The sequence below is a fragment of the Loigolactobacillus iwatensis genome (assembly GCF_003950295.1).
Classification (GTDB): domain Bacteria; phylum Bacillota; class Bacilli; order Lactobacillales; family Lactobacillaceae; genus Loigolactobacillus; species Loigolactobacillus iwatensis.
The window spans coordinates 1-16,205 of record NZ_RHNP01000051.1 but is presented as its reverse complement, the minus strand read 5'-3'; the positions used below and the strand labels follow the sequence as shown (position 1 = coordinate 16,205).

The following is a 16,205-nucleotide window of genomic DNA, read 5'->3' as shown; positions in this document are numbered from 1 at the left end:
ATCGATTAAAGTTAATAAAACTGCCTTACTATGCCCACGAGGACCAACGACTGTATCTAGTTCAAAATCGCCGATGCAATTACGTTGATTAATCATCATGGGACGCTGTTCAATTGATCGCCCCAAAGATTGATTATATTTGGATCTTTAATAAGCATCTCAAGCGCACCACCCACCACAAAGAACAATTTCCAACGGAAGATTCACTGGATCGCTTTCTGGTTTCTCAGTTTAATGTTTATAACGAGAAGTCTCTGAAGCGGATCCACCGAGGGTTCAAAGGACTCCAGGACACCTTGGAAGCATCATTTATTTAAGTTAGATACATATTATATGTACGAAGGCATTTCATTTACACAAGATTCTTGACGCTACCAAATTTTTTCATTAGTATTATAATTATTAGGTTAGTCGTGAAGACAAAGTGTGAGATTACGTACTGGGCGAATAGTTATTTGGCTTGCTAAATTGGAAATGGAGGTAAGAAGTTGTCGTATGCGAGTGTAATTGTGACTTTTAATCGAAAGGATCTCTTAAAAAAGGCGATTAATAGTGTGTTAACGCAGACCTATGCACCGACTTATGTCATCGTAGTAGATAACCATTCGACAGATGGCACCGATGAATTAATGACGACGTTTGCTAGCAGAAAAGAGATTGTTTACGTCAGAACATCAGAAAATGTTGGTGGTTCAATGGGATTCTATTTGGGGTTAAAAAGGGCATATGATCTGGGGACGGACTGGGTGTCACTTTCGGATGATGATGCGATATTTGAAACTCATTATTTTGAAAAATTATTAGTTGCTAGTAAGCAAAAGCCGGAAGTGAAATGCTTCACAGGAACGGTTAGATCTCCTAACGAGACAATTCAAGATGTCCATCGTAGAAAACTATTAAACACCGCAACTTTAAGAGAAAAACCAATTGACCAGTCACGATACGCCAAAAATTTTTGGTTAGATAGCTTCACTTTTGTAGGTGTTTTGCTAGCCCACGATTTAATTAAGACAATTGGTTTTCCAGAGAAAAACTATTTCATTTGGAATGATGACACAGAGTATTCGTTGCGAGTGGCAAAACAAACGCGTATATTAAATATTTCTGACGCTACAGTTTATCATTATAATAATGTCAATGTGGGGCAGAGGTTCTCTCCTACCTGGAAGGAATATTATGGTATTCGAAATCGGCTACAAATGGAGAAAAAGCATAGTTCTAATAGGGCATGGTTGATTCCGTCTAATTGTGCGTTTATTCTGCGTCGGTTGTGCGGAATGATTCTGAAAAAAGATCATTGGAAATATAGTAAATATCTCTTCAACCAACTAAAAGATGGCTACCGTGACGGTATTAAGGGTGTAACCGGAAAAAATAGAAAGTACTTACCCTGATTTAGGAGGCTGTTATGAAAGTTTTGATGATATTTCCACATTTATCTGGAAAGGGTGGAATGGAGACGGTACTTGCTAAAGTTTTAACGGCTAGTGATAAGTCTTTTAATTTTTCACTATTCTTGCCAGGAGGGTGTTCAGACCAAAGGTGGTTGCAGGCATTTGCTGATCGAGTAACGTTACATAGTAAGACAAATAGTTTTACTCGTTTCTGGGATACATTAGTATTTATTTTAAAAACACAACCGAATATCGTTATTTCGATGAGTAAAGTTCAGATATTAGCAGCGTGGATGGCTCGAAAAATCTTTAGAAGAAAATTTAAACTGGTCTCTTGGAATCATTTTTCAATATTAGAGACACGTTTTCCAAGTATTTTGAAGCTCTTTAAATTGTGTGACTATCATCTGGCGATCAGCTCGGGTATCCAACACCAACTTCAGGGCTTAGGGATTTCGCCGCATCGTATTTTCTTAGTATATAATCCAATTGATCCGCAAGAAAAGTTAATACCGAGAACTAACGGTTATACCAAAGAGTTTGTTTATATTGGTCGGCTGCAAAGTAAAGGTCAAAAAAATCTGACGGAACTCATATCTATATTAGGCGCAACCACTGCGTATCCGTGGCATTTACGTGTGATTGGGGCTGGCGACGATGAAGCAACTCTGAAACGGCAGGCTAAGGATGCAGGTATTGCAGAACGGATAACATGGATTGGGTGGCAGTCACATCCATGGGATATCCTGGATGAGGTTGATTTGCTTTTCTTAACCTCAAAATTTGAGGGATTGCCGATGATTCTTGCTGAAGCAATGTCTTATGGGGTACCGTGTTTTTCGGCGGATAGCCCAACTGGGCCGGAAGACATTATTAAGGATGGTGCTAATGGGACATTGTACACCCATGGCAATGTCACGCAAGCCCACGAAAAATTGGTTGGCTTTTTTGAGAAGAAAACGACATATTTGTCCCCAGAAGAAGTACAGATGACTATTACCAAAATGTATACGCAACAATACTTAGCGACTTTAAAGCAAATATTAATTGATATTCAATAAATGGGGGATTTCTATGATACATGTGTTGGAAGTTTGTGAGTCATACGGTGGTGGTGTCAACAAATACGTTGATTATTTGAGAGTATAAAATAGTTTGTGTAAATGAATGGAAGTTTGTCAAATGGTGTTGAAGGATAGTTTCTATCCTTTGGAGATCTCCTCGTGTGGGAGATCTTTTTTGTTGTTTTATTAGTTGCGGCGTTTAATCTGGTGTGTTGTCTGAATATCGTACTTGAAGGCATAACAAATGTAAGCACCAAATAACTGACCGACTATCAAACTAACTAAATCCAAGTTATGATTACCTCATCAAATAATTGGTGAGGTGATTTTTATTGGCAAAACCCGATATTGTACAAATCAAAATGGATCAATCTGAACCACAGCTACGCGCAACAACCAAGGCGCTACAAATTAAGGTTGGCACAAATAAATCAGTGATCGTCTACAATCGCATTAATAACTATATTTTAGAAGCAGTTTTAAAGGCGGTGTTCACCGATGATCATTGATCAACGGCAAATTCGCCAAGTCTATTTAGTGTGCGGTAAAACGGATCTTCGCCGCGGCATCGACGGTTTAGCCGGCGTTGTCCAGGATCAATTTGAATTGGATCCTTATAATCAGGCGCTCTATTTATTCTGTGGTACTAGGAAAGACCGCTTTAAGGCGCTCTACTGGGACGGTGATGGCTTTTTATTACTTTACAAACGAATTGAAAATGGGCGGTTACAGTGGCCGACTAATCAGAATGCATTACGCAAACTGAATGCCAAACAATTGCGGCGATTACTCAGCGGTTGGTCGTTAGACGCCACTATTCATAAAACATGTCCACCTGGACATGAAAAATAACTATTCAAGCTAAAGGAGACGTGGTAAACTCAATTCATAAAATACGGACTGAGTAGGTGGGCTAATGACCCCAGAAGAAGAAATTGCGGCGTTACGCAAACAGGTGGCCGAATTGACCGAGATGGTCGCATACTTGACGAAAAAACTTTATGGTCAAAAATCAGAACAAACGGACCCTAATCAGCTGTCTTTACTGGAAGGTAATGACGGTGTTTTTAGCGCGCCAGAGCAAACTGGCCAACAAAGCAGCGCCACAGATCAAGTACCGGCAAAGAAAAAGCGTAAAAAAACCCGGCAAGAAAGCTTAAGCCGCCATTTGGCGGTTAAAGAAACAATGATTGATTTAACTGGCCAACAGTGTGACCAAGGTCATAAGCTAACCAGCGTTGGCAAAAAGTTTGTCCGTGAAGAACTGCATTTTATTCCGGCTAAACTCTATCGTGAGCGTATTTATACGCGCACCTATAAGTGCCTTGAATGTGAACTAGAAGATGGGATTGCGCATTTAATTCAAGCGCACACACCAGCAGCTTTAATTCCGCATAGTCTCGCTTCAGCTTCGGTGGTTGCCGAGATCATCTGTCAAAAGTTTATCTTAGGTACGCCGTTATATCGGCAATTACCCAACTGGAAGCGACTAGGTATCGCACTTTCAGAAGCCACGGCGACTAACTGGATCATTAAATCAAGTCAAATGGTTGCGCCAATCTACGACCTATTGTGGCAAGCAATCAGCGCGCAGCGCTATTTGCAAGGTGACGAGACCCCAATTCAAGTACTACGTGAATCAGGTAAAGCCGCAACCGCAAAATCCTATATGTGGGTGGCCCGAACGGTCAAACAATGTCCCCAGCAAATTATTTTATATGCTTATAGCAAGACACGTTCAGGCACCTTCGCCCAAAAATTATACCAGAACTTCACTGGTATCCTACAGTGCGATGGTTATGCCGGCTATAACTTGTTAGCAAACAGTGTGACTCGGGTCGGTTGTTGGGCCCATGTGCGGCGTAAGTTTTACGATGCCGCCCAAGTTAACGGTAAAACAGTAGCAAGTGTCCCCCTGACATTGATCGATGAGATGTTTGCCCATGAACGACAATGGCAGCATTTTTCCCCGCGCGTGCGGCGGCGTAGACGACGTAGTCAGATTCGCAAGCTACTTAAGCGCTTCTGGAAATGGATCGCTTCGGCACAGGTACTACCTAAATCACGTTTAGGCAAGGCAATCACTTACGCCGTTGATCAAAGGCCGACCTTAGATCGGTTAATCAATATTGGCATGATGGACTGGCGCAATAATGCTTCTGAACGCAATATGAAGCGTCTTGTGATCGGCCGAAAAAACTGGCTTTTCAGTACGAGTCCAGCCGGAGCCAGATCAACCGCCATTTGGCTAACTTTAATTGAAAGTGCCAAGGCCAACGGCATTGATCCACGAGCTTACATTACTTATCTGTTAAAAGAACTGCCGCAACAACCAGATTTCGCCGATCCGGCGCAGTTAGCGGTTTATTTACCATGGCATTATCCAGGTGCTCGGCATCAAAATAAAAAAACAACGGACAAGCATCAAGCTAAAAATGCCGCCTAACAAAAGACAACCAGATTTCTCAAAATCGAGAAGTTTGGTTGTCTTTTTAAAACGGGTGATTATTTACCGCTTACAAAAAGGTAACCGTAAAGACGCTTTTATTAGCGAAGAGCAGTTCGCATTACAGCCTCTACCACGGGTACCTTATAAAATGGCAACCTGGAAAACTGCCACTGTACAATTAGATTACCACACTAATGTGGAGAATATGTTTTATTCTGTTCCTTACGAATATATCCAGAATAAAGTTGATATTAAAGTTACGAAAGATCTCGTTGAGATCTTTTACAAAGATAGTCGTATTGCCTCACACAAACGACTTTATGGCAAGCTGGGTCAATTCTCGACTAATCATGATCATCTACCAGAGAACCACCAGTTGTATCTTGATTACACCCCAAAAGAAGCAATTAAGTGGGCCGAAAGTATTGGTGAAGCAACAACGGAAGTCGTTCGTTATTTGCTTAAATCGGCAAAAGTGGAAAAGCAAGCACTGAAAGCAACCCTTCGTTTAAAGAATTTTGGCCGTAAGTACTCCAGTGAAGCGATTGAGCAGGCTTGCCAAGATATTATAAAAATTGCCTCAGCACCAACGGTGCCAGTAATCGAGCGTTTATTACGCAGTAACCAACAACAGGAGCAACCTCACAATGCAAGTGCACAAAACACTTATGGCTTCACGCGTGGCGCAGCCTATTTTGGAATCGAAGGGGAAAAAGATAATGACATCAGATGAAACTAAGCGTAAATTACGAGAAATGCGACTCAACGCTATGGTTGAGATTTTAGAAGTTCAGGAACAGCAACCAGAATACCAACAAATGGATTTTGAAGATAAGTTTGAATTAATTGTCGATGGTGCTTATGCCAGACAGCAATCTAATAAGCTTAGTCGGCTATTACACAGCGCTGATTTTCCGAGTATAGAGCCTGCGTTAGCCGAAATAGATTATTTGCCAGATCGCAAATTGGATCGTAAGCTAATCCAAAAACTAGCAACAGGGAACTACATTCGTGAGCATCATAATATTATTTTGATGGGCGCATCTGGCAATGGTAAAACTTGGCTCGCTAATGCCTTAGGCATAGAAGCATGTCGCCAATTTTATAAGGTGAAGTATGTTCGGCTGCCAGAACTTTTAGACGACTTAGCTGTAGCTAAGCATGAAGCTAATGGAAATTTTCATAAAATATTAGCTCGCTATAAAAAAGTTGATGTTTTAATCATTGACGAATGGTTGTTAACGGAGTTGTCTTTAGAGCAGTCTACCTATGTTTTAGAGCTAGTAGAAAGTCGATTACATCAATCATCAACCATTTATTGTTCACAGTTTGCGCCAGATGGATGGCATAATAAACTAGGTAATCCACAAATAGCCGATGCAATCCTTGATCGCATTATCCATGATGCCTACCCGATTTTAATTCAAGGCGATAAATCAATGCGTGAACGCTATGGATTACGAGGTGACTCTGTATGATTCCAGAAGATGTGCGCAATCGGCTCGCTAGTTACTACTTTCTTAACTCGATAGAAGAAAGCTTTGAAAATAAATTGGTTGATCGGTTAACAATGGCCATGCTTCAAAGCAATGAACAAATTAGTGAGAATGAGCTCGTTGATATTGGTATTAAATTGATCAAAGAATACCTAGAGCAATAACAATGTTTGAACCCACTTTAGTGGGTTCTTTTAGTCGTATGGTCAATTTTCTTCGCATAAGTTGGTCAATTCTTTCGCCGAGTGTGGTCAATTTTTACGCTCACTTGGTTAATTCACGATGCCGCCTTCACCTTTGTTATAGTTGACAACTACATCATTCGTTCACCCTAAAGTAAAGGGCACTACACCAGAGATATTTCTAAGTAATCTAAAAATAAAATAAACAATAAAAAATAATATAATAATAAATTTAACCACACTATTTTTTAGATGAAGAATACTTCCAGAACCATCTTGAAAATATTTACCATAAAAGAAAATTATAAATGGTAGTAAATATGCTTGCACTCTTATAATAGAAGCATTACCACCACCTATAAATAACAATAAATAGACGAGATAGCCTGATGAAATAAACTTATTCGTTCTAATAAATCTCCGTGCGTAGTAACATATTAAAAATAGAAAAATAAACTGAATAAGAATAGGCAAAAACTCAACTATTCCCTTAGATCCTTGATCAACAAAAAAAGCACTATCAATTCCGTTATGCTTTGTAAGATAATGTGGGAAAAGAATAACTAACTGTGGTATAACATTATTAATAAATTTTGTAAAAAATCCGATAGTGGTTAGTACTCCTCCCCAAAATACTAAAGTACTACTAATTGGAATATATTCTATAAATGGTAATAAAAGTGCAACCCACGCACTCGCATGAAACTGACTAGCAATATACACAATAGATACGTATAACATAATATTTAGCCAACGATGCTTTGGTAAAATCTTATCACTTATATATAGCGATAAGGCAAAAAAAACAATGCCAATAGCAGACATCTGTCTTATAGTATTAAACGAACTACAATACAAATAACTACAAACTAAAAACCCTAATAAAACCTCAGTGGATAGTTCAACCTCTTTAGAAAATCGATATATACCAACAAAAAATAACAAGAATGAAATAAAGGGAACAATATAAAAATTATTGGCCCATCTGGCTATACCATATATTAATAAATACCCATTTTCTATATATATTGCTTTAAGCTGTTGATTAGTCATAAAGAAAAAGCCATTATACATAGAGTAATCCGTACCAACACTCCGTGATCGAAAGGTCGCTAAATAAAGTAAAAGTATCAAAAAAAGAAAGCTCAAAAACGGTCTAACGGATATACTAGAAGTAACATTTTTATCTGTAGTTTTAACCTTGGAAAAAAAAATGAAAAAGAACCCGATTATTAGCACAAAAAAGTAAATACCCGTAAGATCCCCTCCATATCCTATTTCTTTATTTTTCCAAGTAGATTTATAATAGAAAACAATCGAAACTTAATTAATAATAAAATTATTTTTCTTTGAATACCAATTTCACTTCTGTCACCATTTTTAAATGACATATTAATTGTTTTATTTTTCATGAATTTCATTAATTGATTTTTTTTATCAGTATAAGGTATCCCATTTTTAGGGTTAAAAATAGAACTCATAGCAGTTGTTACGATAAAATAAAGAATTCGATCATTTAGACTTTGTAGTAGAAGCTTTCTCACTGCCTCACTATATTTTAAATTACTTTCTATATTTTCTTGTATCTTTTCAAAACACCGTAAAGCTAATATCATATTCTTTTGCGATGGAGTAGTTGTTATTGATTCAGCGTTGTACACATAATGATATACATATCTATCAATAAAAATACCAGTACTAATAGACTGAAATAAACGAAAATTAAATTCAATACCTTCAGCCCCTTGACTAAGATCTTCATTATGAAAAATATTATTTTTAAATAAGTATTCTCTATTGATGAGTTTCCCATAAACTGCAGAAATATTTCCATTAAAATTTAAAATTTGTTTTTGTAAATCAATTTGATCATTTTTATTAAACTTTTGTCCATCTGCCATTGAATACCGATAATACTTTTCTTTATTAGGGTAGTTTTTGACGATCTTTCCAATTACAATATCTTCCCGTTGTTTAGGTAAAAGTGACGAAATCAAATCGGCCTCTACCCAATCGTCACCATCAACAAAGGTAATGTACTCTCCACTGGCATTCTTAACGCCAGTATTTCGCGCACCCGATAATCCTTTATTTGGTTGGTGTATCACTTTAATTCGATTATCCTTTTTTGCAAAAGTATCACAAATACACCCAGAACCATCTGTTGAGCCATCATCTATCAATAGAACCTCAATACTAGACTCTGTTTGTTTTAAAATAGATGTAATACAAGTATTTAAAAAAATATCTGGAACATTATAGACCGGAACAATAAAAGAAACTTTAGGATTCATCATGATCTACCTCAGAACTAATTTTATACGCACGCCTTATTGTCTTAAATATTGATAGTATCGCAATAGCTACTTGAATAACAAAATATGTAATTAAATACAGATTCAATTTATGCATAATAAAAAAAACAATCATTAATGGATTAGATAGTCCAGCCATCCCAGCTATGTTTAACCCTAAGATATAAAACCAATTATAGCTAGTTTTGTCAGTTATACCCGAATTAAACTTTAGAAATGATGTACCTGCCTTGTGTTCAACCAATCTGGGGAAAATACACGCCATTGAAGCTAATGATCCAATAAGCATATAAAGCCAGCTATAATTTTCACCAGAAATAATTAATTTATAATCCTTATAAACATTCACACCTAACGCAATGTATAACAACGATACGTAACAATATCCACTAATTCCATCTAAATACATGCCTAACTTACTGCTTGTGTGTGTCGTTCTTGCAATATTTCCATCTATACAATCAAAAACAATCCAAAAATTAAGTACTATTAATCCAATAACAGTACTTATTGAGGATTCAGAAAAGATTACCATAACTGCGCCTAGTAAACCAACTATTGTTGAAATAAACGTTGCTTGATTAGCTGATAATCTAAGTTTAAGAAATAACCACGTTAATAAATTAGATAGCGGCCTAACTACTGTAAAAACCCAAATATCTATTTTATCAATATACTTTTTTTTGCTTGATCTACTATTAATAATGTCAGCCAAACTATATCGATTATTAGTTGTCATTATTTTGACCTACTATCGATTGATGTTCAGTAACTAGATTTTTTTTATTTAAGTTATTTTTTATTTGGGTAGTTGAAATTTCAGGTGTTCTGGGTAAATAAATAACCACAGCATCAGTTTGATCTCGTAAATAATCAAATTGCCCTTTCCAATCATCACCCATTATAAAGACATCTGCCTTATATAATTTAATATCTTTAGGCTTTTGATTCCAGTTACATTCAGGGATTACTAAATCAACATAACGAATAGCTTCTAACAATTGTTTTCGCTGTTCGTACGTGAAGTAAGTTATTTTGGACTTAGCGTCTTTATTAAATTCATCAGTTGATAAAGCAACAATTAAATAATCACCATATTCCTTTGCTCTACGCAAAAGATTTATATGTCCATAATGCAATAAATCAAACGTTCCATAAGTAATAACACGTTTCATACTCAATTCTCCTTATTTTCGTAATAATCAGTGATTTTATCAAGCATATCACTATAAGAAAATGATACTTTCGTATTCACTGAAGTATTTAAATCAACTATGGACTTACACAGTAGATCATAAATACTATTTACACTATCATGTAAATTAAATAGATAAGTATTTTGATAGATACCTGCAAAATCTATAATACCAGGAACCTTAGAAGCAACTACTGGAAGCTTAGCTCGTGCAGCTTCTAACAACGAATACGAAAACCCTTCAAAGTTACTAGTAGCTAAATATACATCAAAACCATCCATCAAATATTCTGCATCATTACGGTCTCCTAAAAAGATGAATGACTTTTCTATAGCAGCATTTTTGACTAAAGATTGCATTTCTTTCATTAGCTCACCTGAGCCAATCCATACAAATTTTAATCCTTTAGTTTGTTTAAGTGCTTCTATCGCAATAGAAACAAAAAGTTGTGGGTTTTTTTGATTTGAAAATCGTGCGACATTCCCTATAACTATCTCTTTAGTTGCAGCTCCCATTTCACTTCGCGCATATGATCTATAATTCTTTTTAAGTGGTGGGATTCCATTTGGAATCACCACAAATTTATTAGATTGATCAATTTTATACTTTAAGGCAGCCTCTTTTTCCGTTTGAGAAACATTAAAGGTAAACGTGGTGAAGTGCCGGCTAAGTGTTTTTTCAATTAAAATAAATATATGCCTTTTAATTACGGAGAATTCCGGTGATAAAAAAGAATAGGCGTGCGGTGTATAATATATTTGTTTTATATGCTTTATTTTTGCAGCGAGACGCCCAATAACCCCTGCTTTTGATGATTGAACATGTACTATAGTTGGTTTAAAGTTGTCTATACATTTAAGTAAATATCGATAAGCTTTTAAATCATTAATTAAGCTAATTTCCCTGACAAAGGTTTTTATATCAAAGAATTTAATTTGGTGATTATTCTGATTTTTACGAATCCAATCCTTAAATTTTTGATCACCATAATCTGAATTATACACTAAAGCAATTTCATATTTATTTTTATCTAATCCATCAATAACATCTGTAATATATCTTCTAAGGCCTCCGCGCTCAGATTGAGTAATAATCATTAGTCTTATCTTATTATATTTCATTAGCGTCATGATTGCCTTTCCTAAAGCTATTTCACTAATACGCGCTATTCGGCCAAATCATAATCTTAACAGTCATAAACATAATCTTCAGATCAAACCAGAAGCTACTCTTTTCTATGTACTGTAAATCTAATTCAACCATCTCATCAAAACCAACACCATTGCGCCCAGTAACCTGCCATAAACCAGTACAGCCAGGTTTAACGTATAATCGTTGTTTGGCGTACTCACTATAACCACGAATTTCACGTTTCAACGGTGGTCGTGGTCCAACTAGCGACATATCGCCTTTGAGAACATTGAACAACTGTGGTAATTCATCAATACTATATTTACGAATAAAGTGCCCAATTCGTGTTACCCGCGGATCTTCTTTCATTTTAAACATTGCGCCATCAACTTCGTTATACTTCAACAAGTCCGCCAATTTCTTATCAGCATCTACAACCATTGAACGAAATTTATACATTTTAAATGGCCGTTGATGCTTACCCAAACGGATTTGCGAATAAAATACTGGACCTTGGGGATCGTTGCGTTTGATCAGAATTGCGACGATTAAGAATGGGATAGCCAATAGGATCAAAGCAATACTACTAGCGACAATATCAAACAATCGCTGAATACTGTAATAGGCGTATCTATGGTCAAGCGCAACCCGATCTAAGCGCGCAGTTTTATGAGCTGTGATGCTTGGCTCGATATTGTGTTCTCCCGTCTTATCGATCATCATTCAGTAAATCCTCCCAACTATTATCTAAACAACCCAAACTTCTTTTTTTCTTTAATATGGTGGTACTCACTTGGCTCTAGGTCATCACCATTAATGATCTTTTTAGCATTATCTTGCATCCAAGTGACCATCTCCGCCCCATTATGCTGCTCTAGCTTAGCGAAAGCTTTCTGCATACGGAAATTACGGCCCTTTAGGTTATGTGCATCAGAGGCAAAAACGAAGCCTAAGCCGGCATCAATGATTCGCTGCGTAAAGTCTTCAACCTCGGAACCAAAAACGCCTAAGTAACTACTAGCGGTGATTTGCGTCAAGCAGCCACTAGCCACGAAATCATAGAGCAACTCGGGCTTTTTTTGAATACCATGATTCCGCTCTGGATGAACAATTACTGGGGTAATTCCTGCCGCTTGTAGTTCAAAAATCATTTGACTCGTGTATTCCGGTACTTCACCGTGGGGAAGCTCCAACATCAAGTAACGATTGGTTTCATCAGCGAACAACACGTCATCATTTTTAATGGCTTGCATTAAGTCACCATTGATATGCGCTTCTTGCCCCGGGAAGACAACTAAATCGATTTTAGCTTCATCCAGCGCTGCTTGAAATTCTGCAGTCCGCTGAATCACGTCAGCCTTATGATTGGTATATTTGCCGTCCATGTGGTGTGGCGTTACCAAAATATGACTGATACCGTTATCTACAGCCACTCGGGCCATTGCTAAAGCATCAGCCATGGTATGCGCCCCATCATCACATCCCGGTAAGATATGACAATGTAGATCGATCATTTCTTATCGTCCGTTCCGTAATACCCACCATAATACCCACCGTAGTAACCGCCAGAAGCTGCATCTGTCACGCGGTTAAGTACGGCACCGATCAGGTTAGCGTTCACCTTTTTGAGTAAGTCGCGCGCCCGTAAAACAGCCCCTTTAAGAGCGATACCTTGGGGAACCACCAAGATCACGCCGTCAACCTTACTTGCTAGAATTTGTGCATCGGTGACCGTATTAACTGGTGGTACGTCCAGAATAATAATATCGAATTGTTCTTTTAAGACTTTCAGTAATTGATCCATTTTCGAGGAGTTAAGTAATTCAGACGGATTCGGTGGCACCGGACCGCTTGGTAAAACGTACAAATTCGGCACTTCAGTCTCATGAATACTTTCACTTAAATTCGCCTGTTTTGCCGTTAAAATTGTCGTTAGCCCGTGGCTATTGGAAACACGGAAAGAACGGGCAACGGTTGGCCGCCGTAAATCACCATCGATCAATAAGACCTTATTCCCTTGATCCGCCCAAGTTACGGCCACGTTAGAACTGATTGTTGATTTGCCTTCAGAAGGATCAGCAGAGGTGAAAACTAAGGTTTTTAGTTGCCGATCTGCAGAAGAGAACTGAATATTAGTCCGAATCGTCCGAAACTGTTCGGCAATCGATGAGGTTGGCTTGGTGACGGTGATCAAACCGACCCCGTTTTTCATACTGCTCGAATCAAACTGCTTTTTCTTTTTAAATAAAGCCATTAGTTCACCCTCCGTCGTAATTCTGCACTACGCGGCGGCAACTCATCGGTTGTTTCCGCAACCCGCGTATGATGTCCGTGTTGACCGTGTTGTTGTCCATCAAAGGCTCGCTGCTTAATATCTTCGTCTGAAATTTCCGAAACGATCCCTAAGCTGGTCAAGCCAGCTTCAGCTAAGAAGGCTTCGTCTTTGACCGTCTTATCCAAGGCTTCATTCAAGAAAGCCAAGCCAATTCCGGCTAATAAACCAAGCACGAACCCAATGGCAATATTCAATGGCAACCGCGGTGAAACTGGTGATTCATTGACTGTTGCTTTAGAAACCACCGAAACGTTATTAACACTCATGATCGACTTGATCTTGTCGCGGAAAGTCCGTGCCGTGATGTTAGCGATTTTAGCTGCTTCTTGGGGATCAGTCGTTTTAACGTTAACTGAGAAAACCTGCGAATTCTGTTGACTACTGATTGAAATTTCGCTGCTTAACTTACCAACCGTTTGCCCATTACCCACCTTTTTAGCAACATCCTTTAAGATCGTTGGACTAGTGATGATATCCTTATAAGTATTAATCATTTGGACATCAGCCTGTGTTTGTTGTAAAGCCGCCGTTTGTTCACTTGCATCTAATTTACGATTAACCAATAATTGTGTTGTCGATTGGTATTTAGGTGTCATCACGAAGAACGTCACGACGAACGCCAATAACGTTACGATGATCGTTGATCCGATAATGATCTTTAAATGTTTGCGCAACGTCAACAGAATATCTTCAATACTCAGGGTTGCCTCTGAATGGCTCGTTTCGTTCATTTAAAAAGCTCCTCCTATTACACACTCTTAAGGTGAATCCATTAGTTAAATCTACTAATAAATTTTAGATGTTACAGTTGGTGACCATCCCTGTGGCTAAAAAGTCCCACAAGAAATATGACCAGATCATACATAGATGACGGGATAATTTATGCAGAGCATAAATTTGAATTTTTGATTTGTTTCGGCTACTTACCGAACAAGTTTCTTTTTGTTTTATATTTTCTAATAAGCACTATCATTGATTAAACTTATTGCTTAATTCACTGTCATTATAGTTTGTTTACATAACAGTTTCATGACAAACACGTAATAAAACGAATATTAATTACCATGTGACATATTATGTCGCGTTATTTCCAGACAATCGTTCGTAAATAGTGCCTTTTGTGCGATTAATTAGTCGTTTTTTGCACTAGTTTCAAAATGGCTTTCGCCGTATCACTTAAGCTACCATCTTTTTGATAATTGCTCAGCAATACGACACCCGTTTTACCATCCTCGGTAAAGGCTAGCGCATTGTGGTAACCAGCAAAGTCAGCCCGACTGACTAACCGGCTGCCATCAATAGTCAACCGTCCAGTATAGGCAGTCCCCTCTTTGGCGATGGCCCCTTGATGCATGTACTTTTCACCGACAAAACTACTACTGGTGATGTAATGAGTCAACTGTGCCATATCGCTAGCTGTGGTATAGAGCTGTTTTGAACCTAACTGATCATTCATCGTTTGGAAAAGCGTGTCTTGCGTGACCGCTGAAGCACTGTCACTAGCCTTATCATAAGTGAATGATGGGGCTAACTTAGATTGTACCGCGGCGCTGGTGACAAAGCCGGTATGTTTGACCCCAGCTGGTTGCAAAAGCGTGTCCTTAATGAATTTCTGGTAGGATACACCAGAGGCTTGCGCAATGATGCCAGAAAGTAACGCATAATTGACTGTCTGGAAGTTATATTGCCCTGTTGTGGTCACAGTGGCGTTTGCTAGATTCCATGCGATCACGTCTTTGTTTAACTCACTGGCCGGTAAAACATCCAACGTCAAGCCAGAAGTCATTTCCAAAAGGCTGCCTACCGTGACGCTAGCATCGGCATTATCTAATAGGTAATATTTACTTACCGGTGTGGTCAGATCCAACTTGCCATCTTTGACTAACTGCATCACGGCCGCCGCCGTCAGCGTATTTTGCAATGCCCCGATCTGATACTCCGTCGTCGCTGTTTTGACATTCTTTTGTGGATCTTGTCCGTATGGTTGTTGGTAGATCAACTTGCCATCTTGAATCACCGCTACATTACCGACGAACTGGAGCTGTTTCAATTGCGCTTTCAGCTTTGTTTCATCAATGGTAGAACTTGTTGCGGTCTCATCAGTCACAGGGGCCGCTGTCGTTGTTGTTTTCTCTGTCTTATCAGTCAACTTGTGAAAATAAACGTGAGCTAGACTGTTTTTTTGATAAATTGCTGCCACAGCCCCACCACCGACGATTATCAACAAAACCAGTAAGACTGCCACGATTCGTCCTGCTTTATGTCTCATGCGTACCTCCACCATTACCGCAATCTCCACAATATTTTCATGAAAATATGCCTTATCTATCATACTATAACATATATGGTATATACCCAACAACTTGAATTCAACCCTTGTCATAAAGTTGTAACAATTGATGTCAACAAAAATGGTCAAGTTTTTACAGTTCTTTTTTCACTTCTATATAATAGCAATATTCTTTACCGAACATCGTCATTTATTCGTATCAGCTATATATCAACCAATTCTTATTAGATAATTCATTAAGTTATAATATCAACTTAAAAATATTAAAACTAATTAGGTAGATTGTAAAATTAATCCGAACGCTGTTCGGACAAAAAAGATCAGCTTCCTTTAAAATGGTGTTTACCACAAAC

Annotated in this window: 18 protein-coding genes and 2 pseudogenes; 9 read left to right on the top strand and 11 right to left on the bottom strand. The window is 38.0% G+C overall.

Going from position 1 to position 16,205, the window contains the following annotated elements; all coding sequences use genetic code 11:
* Window positions 1-147, bottom strand: a pseudogene (locus EKM98_RS11030) (IS30 family transposase); the annotation flags it as partial.
* Between EKM98_RS11030 and EKM98_RS11025 the strand changes: the two are divergent.
* The 9 genes and pseudogenes from EKM98_RS11025 to EKM98_RS10985 all read left to right on the top strand — a co-directional run.
* Window positions 147-317: pseudogene (locus EKM98_RS11025) on the top strand (IS256 family transposase); the annotation flags it as partial. The pseudogenes EKM98_RS11030 and EKM98_RS11025 overlap by 1 nt on opposite strands.
* Window positions 318-488: 171 nt before the next feature.
* On the top strand, window positions 489-1,394 hold the full coding sequence (locus EKM98_RS11020; protein ID WP_164512709.1) for a glycosyltransferase family 2 protein: 906 nt from the start codon (window positions 489-491) through the stop codon (window positions 1,392-1,394).
* Window positions 1,395-1,408: 14 nt separating this feature from the next.
* Window positions 1,409-2,455 carry a lipopolysaccharide 1,6-galactosyltransferase gene (waaB, locus tag EKM98_RS11015; protein ID WP_125982625.1) on the top strand — a complete coding sequence of 349 codons (1,047 nt, stop codon included), beginning with the start codon at window positions 1,409-1,411 and terminating at the stop codon, window positions 2,453-2,455.
* Window positions 2,456-2,790: 335 nt separating this feature from the next.
* Entirely contained in the window at window positions 2,791-2,967 is a 177-nt protein-coding gene (locus tag EKM98_RS12120; RefSeq protein WP_010012905.1) for a hypothetical protein, read from the top strand.
* Entirely contained in the window at window positions 2,957-3,310 is a 354-nt protein-coding gene (gene tnpB, locus EKM98_RS11005) for an IS66 family insertion sequence element accessory protein TnpB (RefSeq protein ID WP_010011941.1), read from the top strand. The genes EKM98_RS12120 and tnpB overlap by 11 nt, the downstream gene beginning before the upstream one ends.
* Before the next feature lie 64 nt (window positions 3,311-3,374).
* A complete protein-coding gene (gene tnpC / locus EKM98_RS11000; protein WP_125982624.1) occupies window positions 3,375-4,904 on the top strand; it encodes an IS66 family transposase in 1,530 nt (509 codons plus the stop codon).
* 34 nt (window positions 4,905-4,938) lie between these two features.
* Window positions 4,939-5,640, top strand: coding sequence for a Mu transposase domain-containing protein (locus EKM98_RS10995; RefSeq protein ID WP_225418575.1), 702 nt, complete (start codon window positions 4,939-4,941; stop codon window positions 5,638-5,640).
* Complete coding sequence (gene istB, locus EKM98_RS10990) at window positions 5,627-6,385, top strand: IS21-like element helper ATPase IstB (protein WP_003680852.1); 759 nt, start codon at window positions 5,627-5,629, stop codon at window positions 6,383-6,385. The genes EKM98_RS10995 and istB overlap by 14 nt, the downstream gene beginning before the upstream one ends.
* Window positions 6,382-6,567: a hypothetical protein gene (locus tag EKM98_RS10985; protein WP_056943351.1), complete on the top strand. Its 186-nt coding sequence runs from the start codon at window positions 6,382-6,384 to the stop codon at window positions 6,565-6,567. Before istB ends, EKM98_RS10985 begins: the two co-directional genes overlap by 4 nt.
* Window positions 6,568-6,729: 162 nt before the next feature.
* Here EKM98_RS10985 and EKM98_RS10980 read toward each other — a convergent pair whose 3' ends face one another.
* From EKM98_RS10980 to EKM98_RS10935, 10 genes are all read right to left on the bottom strand, one after another.
* Window positions 6,730-7,824, bottom strand: a complete 1,095-nt coding sequence (locus tag EKM98_RS10980; RefSeq protein WP_225418574.1) for an EpsG family protein — start codon at window positions 7,822-7,824, stop codon at window positions 6,730-6,732.
* 35 nt (window positions 7,825-7,859) lie between these two features.
* Window positions 7,860-8,882 (bottom strand): glycosyltransferase family 2 protein, encoded by a 1,023-nt coding sequence (locus EKM98_RS10975; protein ID WP_125982622.1) that lies wholly within the window; start codon window positions 8,880-8,882, stop codon window positions 7,860-7,862.
* Window positions 8,869-9,639, bottom strand: coding sequence for a CDP-alcohol phosphatidyltransferase family protein (locus EKM98_RS10970; RefSeq protein ID WP_125982621.1), 771 nt, complete (start codon window positions 9,637-9,639; stop codon window positions 8,869-8,871). Before EKM98_RS10970 ends, EKM98_RS10975 begins: the two co-directional genes overlap by 14 nt.
* Window positions 9,629-10,075 (bottom strand): glycerol-3-phosphate cytidylyltransferase, encoded by a 447-nt coding sequence (gene tagD / locus EKM98_RS10965; protein WP_125982620.1) that lies wholly within the window; start codon window positions 10,073-10,075, stop codon window positions 9,629-9,631. Before tagD ends, EKM98_RS10970 begins: the two co-directional genes overlap by 11 nt.
* Before the next feature lie 2 nt (window positions 10,076-10,077).
* Window positions 10,078-11,226, bottom strand: coding sequence for a glycosyltransferase (locus EKM98_RS10960; RefSeq protein WP_125982619.1), 1,149 nt, complete (start codon window positions 11,224-11,226; stop codon window positions 10,078-10,080).
* A gap of 25 nt (window positions 11,227-11,251) precedes the next feature.
* Complete coding sequence (locus EKM98_RS10955) at window positions 11,252-11,950, bottom strand: sugar transferase (RefSeq protein WP_191983383.1); 699 nt, start codon at window positions 11,948-11,950, stop codon at window positions 11,252-11,254.
* Between the two features lie 20 nt (window positions 11,951-11,970).
* The gene (locus tag EKM98_RS10950; protein ID WP_225418573.1) at window positions 11,971-12,741 is read right to left on the bottom strand and encodes a tyrosine-protein phosphatase; all 771 of its coding nucleotides are present in this window, start codon (window positions 12,739-12,741) and stop codon (window positions 11,971-11,973) included.
* Window positions 12,738-13,481 (bottom strand): CpsD/CapB family tyrosine-protein kinase, encoded by a 744-nt coding sequence (locus EKM98_RS10945; protein ID WP_125982618.1) that lies wholly within the window; start codon window positions 13,479-13,481, stop codon window positions 12,738-12,740. The genes EKM98_RS10950 and EKM98_RS10945 overlap by 4 nt, the downstream gene beginning before the upstream one ends.
* Window positions 13,481-14,293 carry a YveK family protein gene (locus tag EKM98_RS10940; RefSeq protein ID WP_125982617.1) on the bottom strand — a complete coding sequence of 271 codons (813 nt, stop codon included), beginning with the start codon at window positions 14,291-14,293 and terminating at the stop codon, window positions 13,481-13,483. The genes EKM98_RS10945 and EKM98_RS10940 overlap by 1 nt, the downstream gene beginning before the upstream one ends.
* Window positions 14,294-14,688: 395 nt before the next feature.
* Window positions 14,689-15,831 carry a serine hydrolase domain-containing protein gene (locus tag EKM98_RS10935; RefSeq protein ID WP_125982616.1) on the bottom strand — a complete coding sequence of 381 codons (1,143 nt, stop codon included), beginning with the start codon at window positions 15,829-15,831 and terminating at the stop codon, window positions 14,689-14,691.
* Window positions 15,832-16,205: the final 374 nt, after the last annotated feature.